The organism is Candidatus Pseudothioglobus sp. uisw_142, assembly GCF_059512465.1.
The window spans coordinates 885,213-907,676 of sequence record NZ_CM183452.1 but is presented as its reverse complement, the minus strand read 5'-3'; the positions used below and the strand labels follow the sequence as shown (position 1 = coordinate 907,676).

The following is a 22,464-nucleotide window of genomic DNA, read 5'->3' as shown; positions in this document are numbered from 1 at the left end:
TATTTAAAGGTTTTGAATGAGTGCAGAAGCTTTATTGAAAAGAATATGACTTGGATAATCTTTAAGCATTTGAGTTAAAAGCATCTTGGCTTCACTGGCTTCATTAAGTTCTATATAAACTTTAGACAATTCATATAAAGAGTCAGCATACTTTGGATGTTCAGTACCTAAAATTTGAAAATCTAAATATGCATTTTTTGACTTCAGGTAAGACTCGCTGTAGAAGTAGGAGCGACCAAGCCATAATTGTGTATCTGAAGAGCTTTTATTACTTGGAATAGTGTTAAGATGACTTAAAAAGAGTTCTATGGCTTTATCATAATTTCCAAGAACAAAACTACTCTTTCCATCTCTATAAAGCTTAGAGGGCTGTAGACTAGTTTCAACTGATTTTTCTGATTGATTGTTGGTTGCTTGGCTTAATTCAATCATCTGAAGAAGTTCGTCAATTTTTTCAGAATTAAGTCTTTGATTTTCCCGCAAGATTTCAATCTCACCTTTTAAAGTAAGAATTTCATTGTTCAAAGACTTTACATCTTTATTGATTTTCAGTATTGCAAGATCAGCATTTAATCCTTCACCAGAAGTAGCTCTAAACGACATCAATAATAATGAAAAACAAAATAATGAAAGATAGTAAACCTTTTTCATCAGACGATAGAATATCTAATTAAACTGATTTTTAAACAAATTGCCTTTAGTAGTAAGAGAATTCTACTCTTCGGTTTTTCTCCCAGGCTTCCTCATTGCTGCCAGTCAGGATAGGCGACTCCTCTCCGTAACTTACAACGATGATTCTATCATCTAGGTTATATAGACCAAGAACTTCTTTTACACTCAGGGCTCGATTCTCACCTAGTGCAAGGTTATATTCACGAGTTCCTCTCTCATCAGCATGCCCTTCTAAGCGAAGGTTTACTGATGGATTTTCTTGCATGAAGTTTGCATGTTGGATGATTGTTCTAGTCGCTACTTCATCAATTTCAGTATCGTCATAGGCAAAATACAACGTAAATGAATCTGCAATATTACCAAACTCACTGATTGCAGCCTCAGTTGCGGCAGCACTTTCTAATAATGCTTCTACTAATTCATCTCGATTTGCCAGGTTACCATCTGCGTCTAATGCTACAAGTTCAGTTAAACCTTTAGCAACAGCAATCTCAATAAGCTCATCATCTGACATTGACTCTAATTCTTCAGATTTACTTTCAAGTAGAGCAGCACTTTCAACAATTGCATTAATAATTTGGTCTCTATTTAAAAGATTTCCATCATCATCAAGAAGTATTAGGTCTTCAAGACCTTTTTCTCTTGCAATAGCAATTAATTCATCATTAGATAATTCTTCGAGTTCATCGATTGTGAAACCTCCAGCATCATCTATTGCAATAAGAGTTTCTTCTCCACTTAGCATAGCAACTTCAGTTGCATCGTCTGATGGGTTGATTAAATCCAAAAATTTATCGCCAAGCTCAGAAATACTCGATGTAGCACATGAGCTTAGAAAAATTACACTTGATAGTAATAGAATTTTTTTTGACATTTTAGGTTCCTTAATTTGAATAGTTTGACCAGCTAGGCTCTCTTACCTCACCTTCTTTTTGCATTAACTCAACAACTTGATTATTATTTAGTGAAATTATAGACAATATTCCTTTATTGTCCCTATTAGTTGAGTAAATAATCATACCACCATTTGGTGAAAAATAGGGTGACTCATCCGATTTATTTTGCGTCATTACTGTTAAGTCTCTTGATGCTATGTCAAGAAGCGCTAATCTATAGTCTTTTCCAACTCGATGAATAAGAGCCAAATCTTTTCCATCAGGAGAAAAAACTGGTTTTGCGTTATAGCGCCCCTCAAAAGTTGCTCTAGAAATTTTTCCTGATTTAAGATTTTTAATATAAACCTGAACCTGTCCTGTTCTATTGGAAGTAAATGCGATTTTGGTTCCATCAGGAGAAAAACTAGCTTCAGTATCAATAGCAATACTAGTAGTTAATGGAATTGGTTTAGACTTAAAATCATATAGATAAATATCTTTGTTGCCATTTTTTGATAGTGTTAGAGCAATACTCTCACCATCAGGATGCCAAGTTGGTGATGACGCTATTCCATCAAATTTTGGTAATTTAATTGGAATTGTTTTTAAAAATGGCGTCATTACAAAAACTTCTGATCTGTTATTTTTAAAAGAGACATATGCAAGTTTTTTTTGATCTTTTGACCAGGCAGGGGAGAGAATTGGATTTGATGATCTAACCACTGTTTGAGGATTGAATCCGTCAGAGTCTGAAATTTGCAGCTTGTATGTTCTTCCTCCATTGTTATTTTCAGATACTGTTACATAAGAAAGTCTAGTATCGAATGAACCTTTTTGCCCCAATAAAACATAATAGATTTTGTCACTTAAGAAATGTGCAATTCTTCTAAAGCCACTATTGTGGACTCTAATTTTCTTTTGATAGAGGCTTTTCTCTGAAAAAACATCATAAATGTAAATGTAGACGTTATAAACTTTACTACTTACTTGTTCAATTTTACCAAATACCACAGCATCTTTTTTATGCTCTTGCCAAAAATTAAAATCAATTTGATTAGTTATAAGGGCTTCTGAACTAAGGGCATTGAATTGACCTGAGCGATTCAGATTATCTCTAATAATTTTTGCAATATCAACATTATCAGAATTTCCAATCACCTCAAATGGAGCTATTACAATTGGAAAAGCGGCCTCTCTTGATTTGATAATGTTAACTTCTAGAAGTGCATTTGCAGATAAAGAAATGAATACACTTAATGAGATTAAAAATTTTAAAACTTTCATTCGTTCTCCTCAATCCAGTTCATTTGTATAGCCTCAAGAACCCTTTCTCCACATTTACTCTGACCTTCATCAAACTCTTCTAGATTAAGCACAAGTTGACGAAGATCAACAAAATTAATTGTTTTTGGGTCAATTTCAGGAAAGTTATCCGCCAGAGAGATTGCTATTTCTAATGAATCGGTCCAACAAATCATTATCGTTTAAAGAGCAGTAAATTTAATGCTCTAATTTTAATCAATTCAAGTGTTCGAGTTAAACATTTTTAAAAATTAAAGTCTACCAGCTGAAATTAAGTGAGGTAGCTTATTAAGCTTATTAAGAACACTGCTAAGTTCAATAACATTAGTAACTACTAGTGTGATATAAAAAAGCCTATCTGATCCTGGTCTTTGTTTTTGTTCAATATTTTCAATATTAACTCCAAGATTTGCGAGCGTATTTGCTATAGCAGCTAATCTTCCACTTCGGTTCTCAACTAAACAGCTTATTGCAACTTCAAACTGTTCTATACCATCTGACTTCCAGTCAACCTCCATCCATTGAGCATTTTTTTCTTTGATGTGTTCAAGATTTGAACAATTTGAACGATGCAAAACTAATCCCTTTTGTGAGGTTAAAACGCCAGTTACTTCATCTCCTGGTATAGGAAAGCAGCAATGAGCAAAATTTATTGCCATACCTTTGGTTTGGCCTAAAGAAATAGTGTTAATAGTTTCGTTATTAATATCTTGTAATAGCTTATTAACAACTACTGCTACAAAAATTTCAGACAGTCCAACTCGAATATATAAATCTTCAAAATCAACACAATTGAGCTCTTTAAAACATTTATTCCATTTATCTAATGGGACGTCGTTAATTTTAATATTTTGAAATTTTAAAGCGTCAGCTATTAATAATTTGCCAAGTCTTGAAAGCTCCACTTTAGAATTATCTTTCAAGTGAGCTTTGATAGCAGTTTTTGCTTTTGAAGTCACAACAATATCTAGCCAACTTGGCTTTGGCTTTACAAATCTTCCAATAATGATTTCAACTGTTTGCCCTGATTTGAGGCGAGTTGAAAGCTCTACTTCGTTACCATTTATTGTTGCTTTTTGAGCCTTTTTTCCTATATTAGTGTGAACAGCATAAGCAAAGTCAAGGACTGTAGCTCTTAAAGGTAACTGAATTATTTTTCCAGCAGGAGTAAAAACAAAAACTTCATCAGAAAATAAATCTGATTTAGTACTTTCTAAAAAATCAACTGATGTATCCGTATTTTGCTGAATATCTAATAATGAGCCCATCCAATTACGCGCTAATTTTTTTGAAGGCTTTTCCTTATTTTTATAGTGCCAATGAGCTGCAATACCATATTCAGATATAAAATCCATCTCTTGTGATCTAATTTGGACCTCAATAAACATTTTTCTTGGGCCTATTAAAACAGTATGAAGAGACTGATACCCATTTGGTTTAGGCACCGAAATATAATCTTTAAACTTTAGGGGAATAGGTTTAAATAAACTGTGAATATGCCCTAATGCTTGATAACATGCATTCGTATTTTCAACTACAACACGAAATGCATGCATATCTAAAACTTCTGAAAATTTTCGTGACTTAATTTTCATTTTATTATAAATACTTGATGGTTGCTTTTGGCGCCCTTCCACTGTTGCAACAATTTGCTCAAACTTTAATCTACTCTCAATTTCAGATTTAATAAGGTTTATTGTTTTCTTTTGATTTCCATATTGCTTATTAATTTTTCTCTTAATAATTATGTGTTTTCTGGGGTGTAATGTTTGAAAACAAAGGTCGTCTAGCTCAACTCCGATACTATGGAGACCTAATCTTCTGGCAATTGGCGCATGTAGTTCAGAAGTTTCTTTTGCTTTCTGCACGCGTTTTTCTTCACTCATCGAACCAATAGTTCTCATGTTATGAAGTCTATCTGCTAGCTTGATAATCATAACTCTCATATCTTTTGACATTGCTAATATGAGTTTTTGAAAATTTTGTGCCTGTTTTTGTGAGCTAGAAGTGAATTCCAGGCTTGTTAATTTTGACACTCCTTCAACTATATGTGCAACTTGCTCCCCAAATTCATTTTTAACATCCTCGTTTGTAACCGAAGTATCTTCTATGCAATCATGAAGAATAGCTGCAACTATACACAGATAGTCTAATTTTAGCTCTGCAAGAATCAGTGCAACTGATAATGGGTGACTAATATAGGCTTCTCCAGATTTTCTGTACTGTCCAGAATGTGCCTTATCGGCAATCATATAGGCCCTTTTAACTAATTTGATCTCTTCTTCAGAAAGATATTTACCTAAAACTCCATACAAAAAGGACGCCTGGGATTGAATTTGAAAAAAATTAGTTGCCATTAAAATCTATTTATTTATTATTATTTTTTCATGGTAATTATATAATCATGTTGATGAGAGCTATAAGTTCTTTGCATAAAGGTTTCCAGATAAAAAGCACACTAGTATAATTTCCTATTCCATATTTAATAATCAAAAGTTAAAATGAATAAACGCTCTATATTTCTTATCTCATCTGTTTTGTTTTTGTCAAGCTGTTCTTTTATAGGTGGCGCCAAAGACACAAAGAAACTTGTCGCTGATGGATTAACTCCTAAAGAATTATATGAACAAGCTAAGGATAAGGAAGATAGCGGAATATTAGATCAAGCCATTGATCAGTATGAAATTATCTTATCATCATATCCTAGCTCTAAGTATGCTATTCAGGCAAGATTAGATATTGCCTATAGCCTGTTTAAGAAAAAAAAATATAATAGGGCTATTATAGAGTTAGATAAGTTTATTAAAAGATATCCTAACCTTCCTTCTTCACCCTATGCATATTACTTAAAAGGAATCGTAGCTGAAGAAAAGTCAAGCTCACTTCTTGATAAATTAATTACTGATAGCGCCCAAAGAGATGTGGAAAGTGTAGCAGATGCTTATCAATATTTTGTTGAATTGATTGAAAATTTTCCCAATTCTGTTTACACTGAAAATGCCAAAGAGAGGCTAGTTAAACTTCGAAATACTCTCGCAAGGCATGAATTTTATGTTGCTGTCTACTATACTGAAATTGGCTCCCATATAGCTGCTATTAATCGTTCAAAGTTTATCATTGAAAATTATCCAAATAGTGCATCGATTCCTGATGGGCTTCATCTAATGGCATACAATTATGACAAGATCAATGCAGATGAGTTAGCCATTGATGCCAGAAAAGTTTTATCCTCGAGCTATCCAAACTACTCACCAGGCTATTCAGTTAAGAAGTAAGCATATATTTTATTTATGAGTTCAGCTGAAAGGTTCTTTGCATTAAAGGTTTCGCTGGTTATGGCGATAAGAATGCTAGGTTTATTTATGTTATTTCCAGTGATGAGTGTTTATGCTGGAGATTATGAAAGTGCAACCCCTTTTCTTATTGGAATGGCAATAGGAATTTATGGCCTAACACAGGCTATATTTCAAATACCTTTTGGTTACCTCTCAGATCGGTTTGGTAGAAAACCAATTCTGTTAATTGGCCTCCTAGTCTTTCTTCTTGGCAGCATTTTAGCAGCTAATACTTCAAATATTATCATTGTTGTCATTGGTCGTGCATTTCAAGGGGGAGGTGCTATATCAGCTGTTCTTATGGCGTTTTTAGCTGATTCAGTTAGTGAAGAAAATAGAGCAAAGGCGAATGCATTCGTTGGATTTCAAATAGGGGTTGCTTTTATGCTCTCACTTCTCATTGGACCAATCATTTCATCAAGAGTTGGGCTTTCAGGCCTTTTTTGGATAATTGCACTTCTATCTTTGATTGCTATGATTATTGTGCTCTCTTTAAAGCAAAATAATTCTATTACATACTACAAATTATCTTTTGGAGCATTTAAAGAGACTTTTACAAAAGAGTTACTTGCCCTTGATTTTAGTATTTTTTCACTACATTTAATTCTGGCTGCTGGGTTCATTGTGATGCCTCTTCTTATAATGGAAAATCAAATTGTAAGCATGATAGATAATTGGCAGCTCTATCTTCCAGCAGTCCTATTATCATTTTTAGGAATGATTCCTCTAATTATTATCTCTGAAAAATTTAAAAAGACAAAGTACATATTATTAATTAGTATTTTGTTGCTTATAGTGAGTCAAATTATCTTCTTTAGTTTAAATTTAAACTTCAAGGTTTTCCTCATTACCTTAACTATATTTTTTGTAGCATTTAATACTGTTGAGGCTTTGCTCCCTTCTCTATTATCCAGAACTGCAAGCGCTTCAAAGAGAGGTTTAGCAATGGGAATTTTCTCTACATCACAATTTCTTGGCACCTTTATTGGCGGAGCAATTGGTGGTTTTATTTATGACATTTACAATTTAAATAGTGTATTCTTATTTACCATATTTGTAGCAATAATCTGGTGGCTTTTGATTCTTTTTATGCCACTGAAATCTAAAACTTAACAGGAGTAATCAATAGAATGGCTGGAATAAATAAAGTAATTTTGGTTGGTAATTTAGGCGCAAAACCAGAAATTAAATATGCTTCAAATGGAAACGCAATTAGTAATTTATCTATCGCAACAAGTGAATCCTGGACAGATAAAAGTACTGGTCAAAAGCAAGAAAGAACAGAATGGCATAGGGTTAGTTTGTTTGGTAAGGTAGCTGAAATAGCTGGCCAATATCTTGATAAAGGCTCAAAGGTTTATGTAGAAGGCAAACTCCAGACAAGAAAATGGCAAGATCAAAGTGGACAAGATCGCTACACTACAGAGGTCGTTATTAGTGGCTATAGTGGGACTCTTCAAATGCTAGATAGAAGGGATGATATGAATTCAAGTGCTCCAATGCAGCAATCTCAGCCTCAAGCGCAGCAAGCCTCTCAACCAGCGCCTGCAATTACTCCAGTTGCGCCTGATGAATTTGAGGATGATATTCCTTTTTAGCTGTTAAGAGCTTGAGTCTGACTCGAGTACAACAAATGCTACTGCATGATTACTTTCATCAGAAATACTCAAATGACCCTGCTTAATTCCTTTTTCTAGCAGGTACAGCCTAAGTTTTTCACTTGGCATAAAGTAAGGCTTACCATTTTCGTTGTTTCTTATTGTAAGATCTTGGAAGCTAACCACCCTTCCTATTCCAGTTCCCAAGGATTTAGCAAATGCCTCCTTAGCTGCAAACCTCTTTGCGCAAAAGGCCGCACTGTCAGCTTTATTAGTAAATAGAGCTCTCTCGTGTTCTGTTAACACTCGATTGATAAAGCCATCACGGTTTTTGATCAAAATATTTTGGACTCTCTCTATGTTTACTATATCTGTCCCAATACCGTAAATCACAAACCTCTTGCCTCTTTTATTAACTGTTTCATTTCAGATGTAGCGGCTCCTAAGCCGACAAAAAGAGCTCTGGAGATTATTGAGTGACCAATATTTAGCTCTACGACACTGTTAATTTCAGCAATAGCTTTTGTATTGTCAAGAGTTAAACCGTGTCCTGCATTGACCTGTAAGCCAAGACTGTGTGCATAAGCACAAGCTTCTGAGATTTTTTGAAGCTCTTTTTGCATTTCAGCTGCAGATGATGCGTCTGCATAATGACCTGTATGAATTTCAATAATTGGTGCGCCGCATTCAACAGCTGCCTCAATCTGATAATTGTCAGGATCGATGAATAAAGAGGCTTTAATGTTGTTTGTGCTTAATTCAGAACAAACTTCTTTGATTCTGCCTAATTGAGATAGAACATCTAAGCCTCCTTCAGTCGTCAGCTCTTGCCTCTTTTCTGGAACGAGGCAGCAGTCTTCAGGCAAAATTTTAGTTGCTATTTCTAACATTTCATCTGTCGCAGCCATCTCCAAGTTCATTTTGGTTGCGAGCCTAGATTTTAATTCCTCTACATCTTGATCCTGAATATGGCGTCTATCTTCTCTTAAGTGAAGAGTAATGCTATCTGCACCTGAACCCTCGCATATTTTTGCAGCATCAATCAAGCTTGGGTAACGAGTACCTCTTGCTTGTCTTAATGTAGCAATGTGATCAATATTTACACCTAAAAATATATCCATCATTAGACCTAATTCACAAAAAACAATTCTTTACTTTTAAGAGGCTTATCCCCAAGTAAGGATTTTAATCTTTTTCGATTCATTTTTTTCAAAATACTTAATTCTTTCGTTGAAGAAATAGGCTTATTAGATTTTGAAAGGTGAACAAGTGTTCTGCCTTGAATTTCTCCTTCAACATTAGGCGCAAAGCCTTGATCCTCAATATAGTCATAATGGAGATTGTCATTAATGATATTGCCATCAATATCATCTTCAAAGTCAAGACCATAGCCTAAATCTTGTAACAATTGGTTTTCAAATACACGAAGGGTATACTCTTTTGCACTTGCATCTAATGAGCTAATACTCCTAATATAAGACCAATAGGATTCAAATATTTCACTATGCTCATCACCTTCGGGAAGAAGTTTTTGTATAAGTTCATTGACATACATTGCCATAACAAGATCGTTACCTAATAGGCGCCTTGGCTCGTCTGAAATTTCCCATTGAGACAGGCTTTTTAAATCGCCTTTTCCTTTGTATGATATGCTTAAACATTGAAACATTTGAAGAGAGGTTTTACTACTTCTTGCACCTCGAGCAATGAGCCTTAACTTTCCATGATCTTTTGTAAAAAAGTCCAGTAGGAGAGAGTTTCCTTGATACATTCTTCTATGAATTAAAAAAGCGGGTGAATTTTCGACTCTAGTCATAACCCAAAGATGCTAATGCTCTTTTGTCGTCTGACCAGCCTTGCCTAACCTTAACCCATAATTCGAGGAATACTTTTGCTTCCAGAAAGCCCTCAATTGATAGTCTAGACTCCATTCCAATTTTTTTAAGCATACCGCCATTTTGACCAATGACAATGCTTTTTTGTGAGGCTTTGTCAACAAAAATACGTGCTGCTATTCGATACATTTTGCCGTCTAGCTCTAGCTTTTCAATCTCAACGGTAATGTCGTAAGGCAGTTCATTCGATAGATTTCTCATCAGCTTTTCGCGAATAAATTCAGAGATCACAAACTTTTGAGATCGATCTGTGATGTAATCCTCATCATAGATCGCATCCTGTTCTGGAAGGTATTTTAAGATTAACTTTCGTAGTTTTTGAGTGTCTTTTCTTTCAAATGCTGACAATGGAAAGACCTCTGTGGCTTCAAATTTTTCACTTAAGGTCTCGAGAAAGGGGAACATTTTATCGGCTGACTCTAACTTATCTATCTTATTAATGCAGAGTATGACTGGGATATCTACCTTATTAAGGTGCTCCATTACTCTAGCATCCTCTTTAGTCCATTTAAAAATTTCAACAATCCAAATGATCATGTCTACATCGTTAAAACTAGAGCTAGCAGCCCGATTCATATATGAATTAATAGCTTTATTGTTGCCAATATGTATGCCGGGAGTATCCACAAATACCATCTGGTAATTGGCTTGAGTATCAATTGCATTTATCCGGTGTCTTGTTGTTTGTGGACGATGAGAAGTAATCGATAATTTTTGTCCAATCAACTCATTGACAAGAGTAGATTTGCCGACATTGGGCTTACCAACAACTGCAATGGAGCCTGATTGAAAACTCATTATTTTAAAATTTCCTCTAAAATTGACTGAGCACAAGCCTGCTCTGCCCTTTTGATGCTTTTAGCATTTTTTTCAGAAGTAAGATTGAGTTCTGAGACAGTACAGCTCACATAAAAAATTGCATTATGGTCTTTTCCTTTGGTCTTAATCAGCTCATAGCTTGGCAGAGAATGCCCTTTCTTTTGAAGTAGCTCTTGAAGTTGAGTTTTAAAATCTTTTAATGAATCCTCTGGTTTCGCCTGATTAAGTAAGTCATTAAAGAGGTTTAGGATTATATTTTTTACAGTTAAATAGTCAGAATCAAGAAAGATAGCGCCCAGTATTGCTTCAAATGCGTCAGCAAGGATCGATTCACGTCTAAAACCCCCACTTTTAAGTTCTCCATGACCCAATGTTAGACTTTCAGAAATATTTAGAGTTTTGGCTAAATTTGCAAGAGTTTGTCCTCTTACAAGATGAGAGCGAAGTCTTGATAGTTGACCTTCATCAATTAAAGGATAGCGTAAGTATAGCTCTTCCGAAATAACGCACCCTAGAACACTATCACCTAAAAATTCAAGTCGCTCATTATTACTCTTGCTGACACTTCGATGCGTAAGCGCTTGCTTCAGCAGAGCAATATCGTTAAATTTATAAGTGAATTTTTTTTGAAGTTTTTCCATTAATTAAACTGCTACTGGGGCTTTAATGGGGTCATCATGCTCGTAATCAATGAGCTCAAAGTCTTCGTATGCATAATCAAATATGCTCTCAGGTTTTCTATTAATTTGAATAGTTGGCAGCTTTTTTGGTGTTCTTTGAAGCTGAGTATCAACTTGGTTAAAGTGGTTTGTATAGATATGGCAGTCACCTCCACTCCAAACAAAGTCACCTACCTCTAGGTCACATTGCTGAGCTACCATATGGGTCAGTAATGCATATGAGGCGATATTAAATGGCACCCCTAAAAATATGTCTGCACTTCTTTGATAGAGCTGACATGAGAGCTTTCCTTTTGCAACGTAAAACTGAAAAAGAGCATGGCAAGGCTGAAGGGCCATGCTTTCAAGTTCTCCAACATTCCAGCTTGAAACAATAATCCGTCTTGAGTCTGGCGCGTTATTAATCAGATTAATTGCTTGCTGAATTTGATCAATTTCATGGCCGTTAGCATTTTTCCATTTACGCCATTGAGCGCCATATACAGGGCCAAGATCTCCATTTTTATCAGCCCATTCATTCCAAATATTGACTTTATTATCTTTCAAGTATTTAATGTTGGTGTCACCCTTTAAAAACCAGAGTAACTCATGAATAACTGAGGGGACGTGAACTCGTTTGGTGGTTACAATTGGAAAGCCATCATCAAGGTTGAAGCGCATCTGGTGGCCAAATATGCTTTTAGTGCCTGTTCCAGTTCTATCTGTTTTTTCAGCGCCTTTATCTCTAACAAACCTCAAAAAATCTAAGTATTGTTTCATGTTTGACCCTTTAAATTATAAGATTTATTTAAAAAATAGAGTCCAATTAGTATCATTGGAAAGCTGAGCAGTTGGCCCATTGTCAGCCAGTCAAATGCTAAATAACCAATATGTGAATCTGGAGTCCTAATAAATTCAATTATAAATCTAAAAAAGCCATAAAAAATAAGGAATAAGGCCGAGGTTGCAAATAATGGTGGATTCTTTTTACTAAACATCCAAAGTATTATGAATAACAAGAGGCCTTCTAAAAAAGCCTCATATAGCTGAGTTGGAAATCTTTGCTCCCAGAGTCCGCTCTGATCCGGCGCCAAAACTCCCCAAGAGCTATCAGTTACCCTACCCCAAAGCTCGCCATTAATGTAGTTTCCTAGCCTCCCAAATCCTAAGCCCAGCGGAACAAGTGGCGCAATAAAGTCTGTTGTTTGAAAAAACGAGAACTTATATTTTCTATTAAAAATCAGCATAGCAATAAGTACACCAATAAATCCTCCATGAAATGACATCCCTCCATTCTGGAAATTAAAGAATGTGAGTGGGTTTGAAATAAATATTGAGAAGTTATAAAAGATTAGATACCCCAGCCTACCGCCTAGGACGGCTCCTAGAGCACCATAAAAAATAAGGTCATCAACATGCTTTATATTCCATAAAGTACTCAATTTTGCGCGATACTTAGCTAAGAAATAGGCTGATAAAAAAGCCAAAAGATACATAACACCGTACCAGTAAATTTTGACAAAACCAAGGTCTGCTAAAACAGGATCAATGACAATATACTTCATAGATTAGAACATGCCTCTTGTGAAGATTTATTGGTAATTTTAGTTAAGAATTTATACATATTATTTAAAGACAAATTATATGCATTATTGAAAGATGAATGTATTTAAGTCCTTATGGATGAGTCAAATAATTAACTTGGATATTGGATGGGAGAAAGACCTTTCTTTTGATAGAGGGGATGGGCTGGCTGCCCTGTTTTGTTAACTTTAAGACACATAGGGTTATTAATCAAGTCTAATACTTCTTTATCTCTATTATGTAGCGCCCCATCATTACCCCATGCAACGAGAACGATCCCAGATTCTTTCTGATGCTCTATTATGAATTTATTATTGTCCTCACCAATTGGATTATTTGCTTTTCTTAAGTCACTAGGTAAGGTTGCTTTAAAGGCAAAGAGATTAACCATTATGAGTCCTCCAAAACCCCATCGATAAGCATAATGCATAGATCTTCTAATCGTTGGATCATCTTTTTTTTCATCTGCAGTAGAGGGGTTTAGTCCAATAATTAATGCAGGCTTTTGGCTTAGGTTCCATACTCTTGAAAGAGAGTATCTGTATTGATTACAGGGTGAGAAAATAGCACTTTTTTTTATAATTTGCATTTGAATTAAAACTTTAACTATAAAATCATTTTAAATAAATATTTAAATCATTTACTAAAACAACTATCTCTCTTTTTATGTTTGACAAATTTGAACGAATTGATCTTGGTCACTTCCCAACACGCATTGAATATCTTAAAAATATCTCTGATATGCTAAAGGGTCCTCAAATATTTATTAAAAGAGATGACTGCACGGGTCTGGCAACTGGAGGAAATAAAACAAGGAAGCTGGAGTTTATCCTTCCAGATGCTATAAAAAATAACGCTGATCTTATCGTTACTGTTGGTGCTATTCAGTCAAATCATGCCAGGCAAACTGCTGCTGCATGCGCTAAAATCGGAATGAAGTGTCTCATAGTTTTAGAGCAAAGACTTGAAAATGCACCTGAAAGCTATATGAATTCAGGAAATGTTTTCTTGAATAAAGTATTCGGTGCTGAGATGATTTTGTGTCCCAAAGATAGAGATGTAAAAGAGTTTGCTGAAGAAATTATGGAAGATCAAAAAAGGGATGGCCATAATCCCTATTTTATTCCAGTTGGGGGCAGCAATCGGCTAGGAGAGTTAGGTTATATAGAATGCATGCGTGAGATTCTCGAAAACCCTAATAAGGACTCATTCAGCCATATTGTTTTAGCTACTGGGAGTGGAGGAACACACGCTGGTCTTGTTGCGGGAAAAACTCTTTATAAAAGCAACACTAAAATTATTGGGATAAGTATTAAAGATAATAAATCTAATCAAGAGAAAAGAGTTCTTAAATTAACTCAAAACTCCTGTGAATACATAAGTTGCAATCCGCCCATGGAGGAGGATGTTATCGTTTTTGATGATTATGTTGGCCCAGGTTATGCAATGCCGACAGATGGAATGAGAGATGCGCTATCTTTGATGGCAACGAAAGAGGCTATTTTGCTCGATCCAGTCTACACCGGAAAAGCATTTGATGGGCTCATCAATTTAGTCAGAAAGAACTACTTCAACTCTTCAGACAGGGTGCTATTTATTCATACTGGTGGGTCAGCTGCACTTCCGGCTTTTGAGTGGGCTTTTAGTTAACTTAAAGCTTAGTCCCTTTTCTTGCCTTGTATTACTCTATCAAGGATTAGGGCGCAGAACAAGATTGCAATTCCGGCTAAGATTCCTTGGCCAACATTGGCATATTGAAGAGCCTCCAAGACATCTTGGCCTAAGCCTTTTGCACCAATAAGTGAGGCAACTACAACCATCGCAAGACTCAGCATCACAGTTTGGTTAACACCTGCCAGTATTGTTGGCATCGCTAAAGGTAGATCAACCTTGGTCAATAGGTACCACTTCGAAGCGCCATAGGCTATAGCGGCCTCCCTGATTGACTCAGGAACTCCTTTTAAGCCAAGGACGGTTAGTCTAACAACTGGGGTTCCACCAAAAATCATAGTAATAATAACTGCTGATACCTTTCCAGTTCCAAAAAAGGCGATCACAGGAATCATAAATACAAACGCTGGCATAGTCTGCATGAAGTCCATAATGGGCCTAATAAAGGCATAAAATCTCGGCCTTGTCGAGCAATAAATGCCCAAAGGGATACCAATGGAAATGCTAAGTATTGCAGCAGTTCCAAGAAGAGCTAGAGTTGTCATCGCTTTAATCCAAAACCCTAGTAATCCCATGTAAGCTAAAAATGAGAGTGAATATAGAGCTGCCCTTGGTCCTGCTGAAAGGCCTGTCATTAAAACGATCGCACTAATGACAACAATCCAAGGTGTGGTTACAAAGAGCATTTCAAGAGAGTCAAGAACCGAGCGAATTCCAATAGTAATTGCACTAAAGAGGACATCTCCTTTAATTACAGCATAATCAAAAGTTTTTTCAACGCCATCGATTGATGCAAGTCTTATATCTGGGTGTGTTGGGAAGTCTGCAAACAGCTCCACAAGATATGGAAAGCTATAGTGAACAGAGGAGAAGACAATGATGATTAATGCAAAAGTTATGCTTAGCAGATAGTTCTTAAACTCCATTCCAGGGCTAATAAGCTTGTTTGATAGCCACTCTGAGAACCGTCTTTCTAGAATTGAGTTTGCTAATACGCCTTGTATAAGTCTGATCAAGAGAAAAAGAATGATGCCGCTGATAGCAATCCAAATCCCTGACGCCTCTATATTTTGCGCCTCTTGAAGGTAGCCCGCTATCGAGTCTTCTAAAGACTTAATAGTTCTTTTGAACATTTCAACTTTATCAGAGTTGCTTTCTATGGCTGATTGAAGCTGTTTTTGTCTAAAGTCAATGGTCGACTGAATTTTATCGATCTTGGTATAGGCCTCTGCACTAATGTTTCCAAAAAAACCCCGAATGATTTGGACAATAGCAAAGGTTTCAATAATTAGGAATGCCAGTGACCAATTCCATATGTTCCTTATACCAAACCACATTGAGCCAAATAAGAAGGCAAATAAATTGAACGATAATACAAACTTAGATGTATTGTTTATCTTTTCAAATTCGTGAATATAGTAATCAGGGCTTGTCTTTACAAAATCCTTGATTTGATCTGTATTGATATAGTTATCTTTACTCATCTTGGCCCTCTACAATGGCGACCAGTAAGTCTTTTTGAGAGACAATACCTATTTCTTCATTGTTCGAATTATTGATTATGATTGGCATGTCGCTTGAAACTGAAGTCTCAATCAGGCTACTTAAGTCATCATTTTCATTCATATTTAGGGCACCCTTAGGAACTGCCCCGTATTCCTTTTTAAAGGCATCAACTGGCTTCATAATTGATTTAGCTTTTACGACTTCTAGTCTAGATATCCCTTTGACGAAATCAGCTACGTAATCATCCTCTGGATTCATCACTATTTCTTCAGGGGTGCCAATCTGAATAACCATACCATCTCTCATGATTGCAATTCGATGACCCACTTTAACGGCTTCATCTAGGTCATGAGTAATAAATACTGTCGTCTTCTTTAACTGTTTTGATAATTTTATAAATTCTTTTTGGAGTTGTCTCCTAATAAGAGGGTCCAGTGCGCTAAAAGGTTCATCCATTAGAAGTATCTCTGGATCAGCTGCTAGGGCTCTTGCCAGTCCAACCCTTTGCTGCATTCCACCAGAGAGTTCATGGGCGTACTTATTTCCCCATCCTTGCAACTCAACGATGTTTAATATTTCATTTGCCTTGCCATATCGCTTATTCTTGTTGACACCTCTAATCTCTAGAGGCATTGCAATATTGTCGATGACTGATCGATGAGGCATCAAGGCAAAGTTTTGAAAAACCATACCTATTTTTTTATTTCTAAAATCTTGAAGTTCTTGTTTTTCAAGAGCCATGACATCTTGGCCATCAATTAGTATTTGACCCATGGTAGGCTCTAATAATCGATTGATATGCCTTACAAGAGTAGATTTTCCACTTCCAGAAAGGCCCATTACGCAGAATATTTCTCCTGGATTAATATTAAAGGATACATCTGACACGCCAATTACTGAGTTATATTCTTCTAAAGCAACTTGCTTTGAAATATGTTGTTTAGTAATGGCATCTAATGCTTCTTTTGAAGTATTACCGAATATCTTAGAGATATTCTTAATTTCAATAAAGCTTCCTGAGTTTTGTTGAGGCATGACTTGTAGAATTAATTAAAAAAAACCGGCGTATAAAACGCCGGTTTTAAGACGAACTAGCTAGATTATAGACCTAACCAGCCATCAACTGTATCTTCATTTTGTGACATCCAGTCTCTTGCAACATCAGCTGGATCTCTTTTCATTACTGACACTTCGTAAGCTAACCAAGAAACATCATCAGACGTTAGTTGGAAATTATTAAAGAACTCAACAATTGCTGGTGATTTGCCTTCTAATGAAGTTCCCCAACCAATTTGAATATTCTTTAAAGCATCTTTAGAAGCTACATAAGAGTTTTTATACCAATCTGCATCTTCTTTAGGTTGAACCATTTTATATGCAGCTGGGTCATGAGTTGGCTCTGTAAGCATTACTACATCAGCCATTCCCCAAATAGCGTGTGGCTTATAGCAATAGAATGCATAACCTTCACCCTTCTTAATTGAGTCTAGAACACGTGCATTTTTAACTGCTTCAGCAGCTCTAACTGGCTCAATACCTGCATCGAGAAGCTTATAGTCTCTAACCTTAACTTCGTTTACATTAGCAGAGGCCCAGCCATCAGCACCAATCCAAAATTCACCTTTACCATTACCGTCACTATCCATTGCAGCGACAACTTCAGGACGCCCTAAGTCAAAAATAGATGTAATATCCATTTCTGCAGCGAATGCCTGCGACACGCAATAACCTTGGTTTCCTTCGTAACTCTTAGAGCTTAATTTAAGAGTGCCCTTAGGAACTAGGTCATTTGTATATGCTTGCTGGTTAGGTAACCAGACATCTGGATGAACTTCAATCTCACCCTTGCTTCTATCAATTGCTCCATAAATGGCAGTATTGTTGCCTGGGACCAGCTCAACTTCTCCACCCATTTTGTCAGTAATAACTGCAGATAAAAGGTTTGCAATAGCTGTTGCGCCTGTCCAACCCGGATCGCCAATATTCACTTTTTCAGCGTATGTTGTCATAGAAGCAGACAACGCTACAACAGCTGCTATAGCTGTTTTCTTCATCATTTTCATTATTTTCTCCTCAAATATTTAGATTTTTTTCAAACGATTTTGATATTATCTTTTTTTGTTTGAAAAATTTAGTATACATCAATTAATATATATCTTTTATGCATATTTTCATATTATGAAAACTTATGTTTCATAATGAAACTAACTTGATCTTATGAGAGGAACTCTTTAATAATTTTATTAACTAGCTCAGGTTTCTCCATATGAGAGTTGTGAGCGCAATCCTTTATGATTTCTAGTTTAGAGTTATGAATGCCACGTTTAAGTATTTCTTGCTGATTCCAGTCATATGAACGGTCCTTGTCCGACCATAGAATCAGTGTTGGTGATTGAATCTTATCTAGCTGCCCTCTCCCATCCCAAGAATCCCAAGCATCAAGGCTTGCCAAAGCTGCCTGAGTAGTTGCCTTAGCACCTTCATCCAAACACAATTGATAGCCATCACCTAGTAAATAATCAACAAACCATGTCTTTGCGATATTTTCTCTAGTCTCTTTAATTCCCTTTTCTTTGATTTTGTTTCTGGATTCTTCAATCGTTTCAAATCGATTTGGCAAGACCCCAATTGAGCCAGTTCCAAAGCAGATCAATTTTTTAACTCTCTCTGGGAATAATGCGGCCATCTCCTGAACTATCATTCCGCCCATAGAGTGACCTAATAGGTAAAAAGTTTCGACTCCTAGTGCATCTAATAACTCGAAAACTTTGACTGCATTATCACGGATAGTTGAAGGTGCAATCATAAATGCACTCTCCCCATAGCCAGGGAGTGAAGGCATGATTAGCTCAAAGTGATCCTTCAGCTCTTCTTGAAACTTCCACATATCCTGACCACCTAAATAGCCATGAACCAATACTAATGGCTTACCCTTTCCAATTTTTTTATAAGATAAAAGTTTCATGATTGAGAATGATAAAGTATTTAAAAGACTTTAATTATAGTAGTGAAGTAATATTCCCATCTCCTGCAACAAAGTGGTATTGATCAAAATCTTCTTTTGCGACCCATTCGATTGCCTCGTGTTCAGAGAGTATCAATTCCCCTTGATTTATAGTGCAGACAAAGTAATGTAAGACAATGTCAATTTCGTCATCTTTATATTTTTCTTCAGCTATTTTGTTGTGAATAGTGATAGAGACATTGAGCTCTTCAAGAATTTCCCTAGACAGAGCCTCTTCAAAGGTTTCGGACCTTTCAACCTTTCCACCAGGGAACTCCCACAAGAGACCCATATATTTGTCTCGATTTCTTTTAGCTATGAGGTAATGGTTGTTTTTTTTAATTATTGCAGCAACAACATGAGTAGCTTTCATTGGAGCATTACATCATTAAATAATGACTCTAATTATACTAGTTGGCACTAAATTTGATAATGAGTTTTTTTTTGAAATCTGCTTGATTTTGAGGAAGTGGGAGCGGGGAAGATTTAAAGACTGCCCTTCTGATAGAGTTACCAAAGGCTTGCGATTTACTTTTTGCCGCTGAGGAGTCCTCAATACTACCAACATCACACCCTAAAATTTTGACACCCTCTATTGCACCGTTCATTGCTTGATTTATTTGGACGTTACAACTCCAATTCGTATCGACGTTATCGTACTTCCAAAAGGATTTTATTTTTGTATTAATTGCTTTGACATAGGAAGAATTGCTATTACTGACTTGAGTGGAATTTTTCATATTTAGTGCCTCTCTTCTTTGCCTTTCAAACTCTTCATTTCTTTTATTTAAAACCTCTATACGCTCTGCTTTTTCTTCAGGAGACAGTCTAGACATTTCACAAATGAAACTCAATAAAACATCAAAGCCACTGTTAGGTGCGTAATATTCCCAGGCGCTTACTACTTCTTTCTCAACCCCTTCTCCTTCACCCATAGGAAAAGGAAATCTGGAGCGCTTATTGACTTTAAATCCCTTTAAGTTGCAATCGCCTTGTGCATAAGTCTTCTCACTTCCGGTGCTCCATGTATCCATATACCACCAATAGATAAAACCATCCTTTTCCTCTAATGTTTCAAAATCAATATACAAAGAGGCATTGTTTCCTGGTAAGACGTTTGTCCACTCAGAATGTGCACAAAGAGAGACGAAAAGAGAGATTAATAACAGTGATATTTTTTTCATGTGCGTATTCTATTTAATGAGCATAAACAGAAGGTGAAGATTGGAAGTTGTTTAGATGTAGATTATTTAAACCTGTTTTCAAAGTTTAAAATCAATTACACCAGCTTGATTTTTTACCACCACTATACTTATAAGCCAATTCATTTTCAAGAAGTTCTTTTTCTAGGCTCATTCCATCTACTATTACATCAGCAACTATTCTAAAGTACTTGCCTCTCTGAAGCTCGTGCAGTCTAATCTCTTTTGCATTTGCGAGCTTACTTCTGACGAAATCTCTTGCCTTAAGGGCCAAATCTCTCTCATATTGACACTTTCCTTGTATTTCAGGAGTATCTACACCCTTTAGCCGAATAGGTATGTTTTTGCCTACTAAGGGGGGCAGAGAGTCTATATTTACTCTAAAAGTATCTCCGTCATAGACGCTGATCACTTTTGATACCGTTGCTGTGCCATATTCAGTCGCGGCTTGAGCGATAAAAGCTCCAAGACAAAGAGCAATAACTAGAAATATTTTTTTCATAATAGTTTGATGTTGGTGCGCTCGAGGTGATTCTGAAACTTCATAAACCCCTTTCACAGATTTTAAATACTTTTGGATCAGGATAGTGCTTCGATATATCTTTAAAAAGTATTTATGACTTGGATACTCCAAAGTGTGGAAGTTATCCTACAACAAAACCTTAATTACATTTTTCATTTTGTTCAGTCATTTCACTCTTTCTTATTGGCATTGTATCAATAATATTGTGAATTTCTTTCAGTAATGAGGTGTCATTTGAATATGACTTATCTCCACCATCATAACCAATTAACCAAAGTCCATATTTATTCTTATATCTATCTGGAATAGTATATTTAATAATGTCATCTCCAACAATTCTGATGTACTTCAAATTTCTTTCTTCATTTTTACAACTATTTGTTTTAAAAAAATTGTCAGTTTCATTAATGAAATAAGTATCTTTTGTAATAAAGAGGACTATTCTTTTGTCCCATGAAAATGAATTAATATATTCTTCTAAATTTATTTTTCCGCTTGAATTACTCATGATTGGAAAAAATAAAGTTAACAGTAAGCACAATCCTTTTATCCTGCTCATCGTCTTTAATCACCAGGCTAGTACTGAACTGTATAGGTAAGAGAGGAAAATAAGATTAGGAGTATTTTTTTCATATTTTAATGAATACGCCCATTTTTATCCAACTCGGTAAATGCATCTTCCCAGCTTGGGATATTGTTTGTTTCGTACCCATAAACTTTCCCACTGCCAATCTTAGAAAGATTTTTCATAGCTTTTAAATGGGCTGGAGATGTTAAATAACCTAGCATATGTTCTTTTGATTTCCACACAGTTAATGTGTGTTGGTATCCATTAAGTGAATTGAGCGCACAATGCAGTATTCCTTCAGCTTTTTGGGCATCTTTTGACGCAGGGATTGCGAATGTCCAAAACCTAATCCAGCCAAGTAACCCTTTTGGTTTAACTCCTGTTACTGATACATACATCTATCAAAAATCCATAATTATTATATTAAAATATGATGATAAGATATTGATATTGTTTAACTTTTATTACCAATTAAAAGTTATTCTGGAGTACTTCAACGGCATCCTTGAATCCTAGCTTTGCAGACTTCTCAAACCAAGCCTTAGCAACATCCATATCTTGAATTAAGCCTTCAGAACTAACAAGTCCTCTGGCATTGATCCATCCAAGATTAAACTGCGCCATAGCATTTCCATTATTAGCAGCAATTTCCATTTCCAGTAATACATTTCTATGCTCATTGTCATAGAGTGTCGCTAAATTAGCATAAGCGTCATCACTTCCATTAAAGGTCGCCCTTTCAAACCAATATATAATTTCCACAATATCTTCGACTGTGTCATTCTTCCAACCAGCAGCCAGTCTCCAACCTAAATCATATTGAGCCTTGGCATTATTATTTTCAGCAGCCCTCATTAACCACATTTCACCAACTTCTGGAATGTTTAGAGCATTAGGGTCTCTGAAGTACATTGAAAGCACATACTGTGCTGTAGAGTCACCATTATTAGCTAAATCAACAATTAGGTTTGATGCTCGAACAAATTCACCCTGTCTAGCCATTGCAAGGCTGTCATCAATAAGATAGCTATCATCAGCAAAAACTAATTGAGTAAGAAAAACTAGTAGAAGAAGAAATCGCTTCATTTATTACCAAATTTATAGCGAACAATCAAAGGAAATTAGGAGAAGCACCTTTGATGTGAGAACGTTCACTAAACAATCTAATCTCACTTTAGTGTTTTTAAAAAAGAACTACATTGATATTCTATAAAGTTACAGAAATTGATTTATGTTTTGTTGATGAATTTA

At 35.8% G+C, this 22,464-nt stretch carries 27 protein-coding genes; 4 read left to right on the top strand and 23 right to left on the bottom strand.

The features are described 5' to 3' along the window. Positions 1 to 3: 3 nt before the first annotated feature. The 5 genes from AC5YGB_RS04675 to AC5YGB_RS04655 form a co-directional block, all read right to left on the bottom strand. Complete coding sequence (locus tag AC5YGB_RS04675) at positions 4 to 651, bottom strand: tetratricopeptide repeat protein (RefSeq protein WP_496136758.1); 648 nt, start codon at positions 649 to 651, stop codon at positions 4 to 6. Between the two features lie 46 nt (positions 652 to 697). After that, positions 698 to 1,546 (bottom strand): OmpA family protein, encoded by an 849-nt coding sequence (locus AC5YGB_RS04670; RefSeq protein WP_496136757.1) that lies wholly within the window; start codon positions 1,544 to 1,546, stop codon positions 698 to 700. Between the two features lie 10 nt (positions 1,547 to 1,556). Next, complete coding sequence (tolB, locus tag AC5YGB_RS04665; RefSeq protein WP_496136756.1) at positions 1,557 to 2,831, bottom strand: Tol-Pal system beta propeller repeat protein TolB; 1,275 nt, start codon at positions 2,829 to 2,831, stop codon at positions 1,557 to 1,559. Beyond that, positions 2,828 to 3,025: a Fe-S cluster assembly protein IscX gene (gene iscX, locus AC5YGB_RS04660; RefSeq protein ID WP_496136755.1), complete on the bottom strand. Its 198-nt coding sequence runs from the start codon at positions 3,023 to 3,025 to the stop codon at positions 2,828 to 2,830. Before iscX ends, tolB begins: the two co-directional genes overlap by 4 nt. Positions 3,026 to 3,100: 75 nt before the next feature. Next, the gene (locus AC5YGB_RS04655) at positions 3,101 to 5,206 is read right to left on the bottom strand and encodes a RelA/SpoT family protein (protein WP_496136754.1); all 2,106 of its coding nucleotides are present in this window, start codon (positions 5,204 to 5,206) and stop codon (positions 3,101 to 3,103) included. A 144-nt stretch (positions 5,207 to 5,350) separates the two neighbouring features. Between AC5YGB_RS04655 and AC5YGB_RS04650 the strand changes: the two genes are divergently transcribed. Genes AC5YGB_RS04650 through ssb form a run of 3 tightly spaced genes read left to right on the top strand, consistent with a single transcriptional unit; the run spans position 5,351 to position 7,782 of the window. After that, positions 5,351 to 6,124 (top strand): outer membrane protein assembly factor BamD, encoded by a 774-nt coding sequence (locus AC5YGB_RS04650; protein WP_496136753.1) that lies wholly within the window; start codon positions 5,351 to 5,353, stop codon positions 6,122 to 6,124. Between the two features lie 15 nt (positions 6,125 to 6,139). Further along, positions 6,140 to 7,297, top strand: a complete 1,158-nt coding sequence (locus tag AC5YGB_RS04645; protein ID WP_496136752.1) for an MFS transporter — start codon at positions 6,140 to 6,142, stop codon at positions 7,295 to 7,297. A gap of 17 nt (positions 7,298 to 7,314) precedes the next feature. Beyond that, positions 7,315 to 7,782, top strand: coding sequence for a single-stranded DNA-binding protein (gene ssb / locus AC5YGB_RS04640; protein WP_020028110.1), 468 nt, complete (start codon positions 7,315 to 7,317; stop codon positions 7,780 to 7,782). 3 nt (positions 7,783 to 7,785) lie between these two features. Here the strand turns inward: ssb and acpS are convergent, their stop codons facing one another. The 8 genes from acpS to AC5YGB_RS04600 all read right to left on the bottom strand — a co-directional run bounded on the left by acpS (position 7,786) and on the right by AC5YGB_RS04600 (position 13,328). Then, positions 7,786 to 8,175, bottom strand: a complete 390-nt coding sequence (acpS, locus tag AC5YGB_RS04635) for a holo-ACP synthase (RefSeq protein WP_496136751.1) — start codon at positions 8,173 to 8,175, stop codon at positions 7,786 to 7,788. Further along, the gene (gene pdxJ / locus AC5YGB_RS04630; protein WP_496138016.1) at positions 8,172 to 8,903 is read right to left on the bottom strand and encodes a pyridoxine 5'-phosphate synthase; all 732 of its coding nucleotides are present in this window, start codon (positions 8,901 to 8,903) and stop codon (positions 8,172 to 8,174) included. Before pdxJ ends, acpS begins: the two co-directional genes overlap by 4 nt. An 8-nt stretch (positions 8,904 to 8,911) precedes the next feature. Next, positions 8,912 to 9,598, bottom strand: a complete 687-nt coding sequence (recO, locus tag AC5YGB_RS04625; RefSeq protein ID WP_496136750.1) for a DNA repair protein RecO — start codon at positions 9,596 to 9,598, stop codon at positions 8,912 to 8,914. Next, on the bottom strand, positions 9,591 to 10,475 hold the full coding sequence (era, locus tag AC5YGB_RS04620; RefSeq protein WP_496136749.1) for a GTPase Era: 885 nt from the start codon (positions 10,473 to 10,475) through the stop codon (positions 9,591 to 9,593). Before era ends, recO begins: the two co-directional genes overlap by 8 nt. Next, positions 10,475 to 11,137: a ribonuclease III gene (rnc, locus tag AC5YGB_RS04615; protein WP_496136748.1), complete on the bottom strand. Its 663-nt coding sequence runs from the start codon at positions 11,135 to 11,137 to the stop codon at positions 10,475 to 10,477. The genes era and rnc overlap by 1 nt, the downstream gene beginning before the upstream one ends. Positions 11,138 to 11,140: 3 nt before the next feature. Further along, complete coding sequence (locus AC5YGB_RS04610) at positions 11,141 to 11,935, bottom strand: thymidylate synthase (protein WP_496136747.1); 795 nt, start codon at positions 11,933 to 11,935, stop codon at positions 11,141 to 11,143. Then, entirely contained in the window at positions 11,932 to 12,720 is a 789-nt protein-coding gene (lgt, locus tag AC5YGB_RS04605) for a prolipoprotein diacylglyceryl transferase (protein WP_496136746.1), read from the bottom strand. Before lgt ends, AC5YGB_RS04610 begins: the two co-directional genes overlap by 4 nt. Positions 12,721 to 12,851: 131 nt before the next feature. Then, complete coding sequence (locus AC5YGB_RS04600; RefSeq protein WP_496136745.1) at positions 12,852 to 13,328, bottom strand: DUF1643 domain-containing protein; 477 nt, start codon at positions 13,326 to 13,328, stop codon at positions 12,852 to 12,854. 77 nt (positions 13,329 to 13,405) lie between these two features. Between AC5YGB_RS04600 and AC5YGB_RS04595 the strand changes: the two genes are divergently transcribed. Beyond that, positions 13,406 to 14,389: a D-cysteine desulfhydrase family protein gene (locus AC5YGB_RS04595; RefSeq protein WP_496136744.1), complete on the top strand. Its 984-nt coding sequence runs from the start codon at positions 13,406 to 13,408 to the stop codon at positions 14,387 to 14,389. A gap of 8 nt (positions 14,390 to 14,397) precedes the next feature. Here the strand turns inward: AC5YGB_RS04595 and AC5YGB_RS04590 are convergent, their stop codons facing one another. From AC5YGB_RS04590 to AC5YGB_RS04545, 10 genes are all read right to left on the bottom strand, one after another. Continuing rightward, a complete protein-coding gene (locus AC5YGB_RS04590) occupies positions 14,398 to 15,894 on the bottom strand; it encodes an ABC transporter permease (RefSeq protein WP_271770573.1) in 1,497 nt (498 codons plus the stop codon). Continuing rightward, positions 15,887 to 16,951, bottom strand: coding sequence for a quaternary amine ABC transporter ATP-binding protein (locus tag AC5YGB_RS04585; protein ID WP_053820092.1), 1,065 nt, complete (start codon positions 16,949 to 16,951; stop codon positions 15,887 to 15,889). The genes AC5YGB_RS04590 and AC5YGB_RS04585 overlap by 8 nt, the downstream gene beginning before the upstream one ends. Before the next feature lie 65 nt (positions 16,952 to 17,016). Beyond that, the gene (locus tag AC5YGB_RS04580) at positions 17,017 to 17,979 is read right to left on the bottom strand and encodes an ABC transporter substrate-binding protein (RefSeq protein WP_020024322.1); all 963 of its coding nucleotides are present in this window, start codon (positions 17,977 to 17,979) and stop codon (positions 17,017 to 17,019) included. A gap of 152 nt (positions 17,980 to 18,131) precedes the next feature. Then, positions 18,132 to 18,881 carry an alpha/beta fold hydrolase gene (locus AC5YGB_RS04575; RefSeq protein WP_496136739.1) on the bottom strand — a complete coding sequence of 250 codons (750 nt, stop codon included), beginning with the start codon at positions 18,879 to 18,881 and terminating at the stop codon, positions 18,132 to 18,134. 34 nt (positions 18,882 to 18,915) lie between these two features. Next, entirely contained in the window at positions 18,916 to 19,293 is a 378-nt protein-coding gene (locus AC5YGB_RS04570) for an NUDIX domain-containing protein (RefSeq protein ID WP_496136737.1), read from the bottom strand. Positions 19,294 to 19,330: 37 nt separating this feature from the next. Then, entirely contained in the window at positions 19,331 to 20,104 is a 774-nt protein-coding gene (locus tag AC5YGB_RS04565; protein WP_496136736.1) for a surface-adhesin E family protein, read from the bottom strand. Positions 20,105 to 20,195: 91 nt separating this feature from the next. After that, positions 20,196 to 20,624 carry a thermonuclease family protein gene (locus tag AC5YGB_RS04560; RefSeq protein WP_026364836.1) on the bottom strand — a complete coding sequence of 143 codons (429 nt, stop codon included), beginning with the start codon at positions 20,622 to 20,624 and terminating at the stop codon, positions 20,196 to 20,198. Positions 20,625 to 20,784: 160 nt separating this feature from the next. Then, entirely contained in the window at positions 20,785 to 21,153 is a 369-nt protein-coding gene (locus tag AC5YGB_RS04555; RefSeq protein WP_496136734.1) for a DUF4174 domain-containing protein, read from the bottom strand. Positions 21,154 to 21,281: 128 nt separating this feature from the next. Further along, complete coding sequence (locus AC5YGB_RS04550; protein ID WP_496136733.1) at positions 21,282 to 21,611, bottom strand: hypothetical protein; 330 nt, start codon at positions 21,609 to 21,611, stop codon at positions 21,282 to 21,284. A 73-nt stretch (positions 21,612 to 21,684) separates the two neighbouring features. After that, on the bottom strand, positions 21,685 to 22,299 hold the full coding sequence (locus AC5YGB_RS04545) for a tetratricopeptide repeat protein (protein ID WP_496136732.1): 615 nt from the start codon (positions 22,297 to 22,299) through the stop codon (positions 21,685 to 21,687). Between the last annotated feature and the right edge of the window lie 165 nt (positions 22,300 to 22,464).

What these genes read in the sequence shown, in the direction of transcription:
- AC5YGB_RS04560 (WP_026364836.1), bottom strand. Translation starts at nt 20,624, where the DNA reads ATGAAAAAAATATTTCTAGTTATTGCTCTTTGTCTTGGAGCTTTTATC.
- AC5YGB_RS04570 (WP_496136737.1), bottom strand. Translation starts at nt 19,293, where the DNA reads ATGAAAGCTACTCATGTTGTTGCTGCAATAATTAAAAAAAACAACCAT.
- lgt (WP_496136746.1), bottom strand. Translation starts at nt 12,720, where the DNA reads ATGAAGTATATTGTCATTGATCCTGTTTTAGCAGACCTTGGTTTTGTC.
- rnc (WP_496136748.1), bottom strand. Translation starts at nt 11,137, where the DNA reads ATGGAAAAACTTCAAAAAAAATTCACTTATAAATTTAACGATATTGCT.
- AC5YGB_RS04670 (WP_496136757.1), bottom strand. Translation starts at nt 1,546, where the DNA reads ATGTCAAAAAAAATTCTATTACTATCAAGTGTAATTTTTCTAAGCTCA.
- AC5YGB_RS04575 (WP_496136739.1), bottom strand. Translation starts at nt 18,881, where the DNA reads ATGAAACTTTTATCTTATAAAAAAATTGGAAAGGGTAAGCCATTAGTA.
- AC5YGB_RS04595 (WP_496136744.1), top strand. Translation starts at nt 13,406, where the DNA reads ATGTTTGACAAATTTGAACGAATTGATCTTGGTCACTTCCCAACACGC.
- pdxJ (WP_496138016.1), bottom strand. Translation starts at nt 8,903, where the DNA reads ATGGATATATTTTTAGGTGTAAATATTGATCACATTGCTACATTAAGA.
- AC5YGB_RS04655 (WP_496136754.1), bottom strand. Translation starts at nt 5,206, where the DNA reads ATGGCAACTAATTTTTTTCAAATTCAATCCCAGGCGTCCTTTTTGTAT.
- iscX (WP_496136755.1), bottom strand. Translation starts at nt 3,025, where the DNA reads ATGATTTGTTGGACCGATTCATTAGAAATAGCAATCTCTCTGGCGGAT.
- era (WP_496136749.1), bottom strand. Translation starts at nt 10,475, where the DNA reads ATGAGTTTTCAATCAGGCTCCATTGCAGTTGTTGGTAAGCCCAATGTC.
- AC5YGB_RS04545 (WP_496136732.1), bottom strand. Translation starts at nt 22,299, where the DNA reads ATGAAGCGATTTCTTCTTCTACTAGTTTTTCTTACTCAATTAGTTTTT.
- AC5YGB_RS04580 (WP_020024322.1), bottom strand. Translation starts at nt 17,979, where the DNA reads ATGAAAATGATGAAGAAAACAGCTATAGCAGCTGTTGTAGCGTTGTCT.
- ssb (WP_020028110.1), top strand. Translation starts at nt 7,315, where the DNA reads ATGGCTGGAATAAATAAAGTAATTTTGGTTGGTAATTTAGGCGCAAAA.
- recO (WP_496136750.1), bottom strand. Translation starts at nt 9,598, where the DNA reads ATGACTAGAGTCGAAAATTCACCCGCTTTTTTAATTCATAGAAGAATG.
- AC5YGB_RS04645 (WP_496136752.1), top strand. Translation starts at nt 6,140, where the DNA reads ATGAGTTCAGCTGAAAGGTTCTTTGCATTAAAGGTTTCGCTGGTTATG.
- AC5YGB_RS04600 (WP_496136745.1), bottom strand. Translation starts at nt 13,328, where the DNA reads ATGCAAATTATAAAAAAAAGTGCTATTTTCTCACCCTGTAATCAATAC.
- AC5YGB_RS04590 (WP_271770573.1), bottom strand. Translation starts at nt 15,894, where the DNA reads ATGAGTAAAGATAACTATATCAATACAGATCAAATCAAGGATTTTGTA.
- AC5YGB_RS04650 (WP_496136753.1), top strand. Translation starts at nt 5,351, where the DNA reads ATGAATAAACGCTCTATATTTCTTATCTCATCTGTTTTGTTTTTGTCA.
- AC5YGB_RS04565 (WP_496136736.1), bottom strand. Translation starts at nt 20,104, where the DNA reads ATGAAAAAAATATCACTGTTATTAATCTCTCTTTTCGTCTCTCTTTGT.
- tolB (WP_496136756.1), bottom strand. Translation starts at nt 2,831, where the DNA reads ATGAAAGTTTTAAAATTTTTAATCTCATTAAGTGTATTCATTTCTTTA.
- AC5YGB_RS04585 (WP_053820092.1), bottom strand. Translation starts at nt 16,951, where the DNA reads ATGCCTCAACAAAACTCAGGAAGCTTTATTGAAATTAAGAATATCTCT.
- AC5YGB_RS04555 (WP_496136734.1), bottom strand. Translation starts at nt 21,153, where the DNA reads ATGAGTAATTCAAGCGGAAAAATAAATTTAGAAGAATATATTAATTCA.
- AC5YGB_RS04610 (WP_496136747.1), bottom strand. Translation starts at nt 11,935, where the DNA reads ATGAAACAATACTTAGATTTTTTGAGGTTTGTTAGAGATAAAGGCGCT.
- AC5YGB_RS04675 (WP_496136758.1), bottom strand. Translation starts at nt 651, where the DNA reads ATGAAAAAGGTTTACTATCTTTCATTATTTTGTTTTTCATTATTATTG.
- AC5YGB_RS04550 (WP_496136733.1), bottom strand. Translation starts at nt 21,611, where the DNA reads ATGTATGTATCAGTAACAGGAGTTAAACCAAAAGGGTTACTTGGCTGG.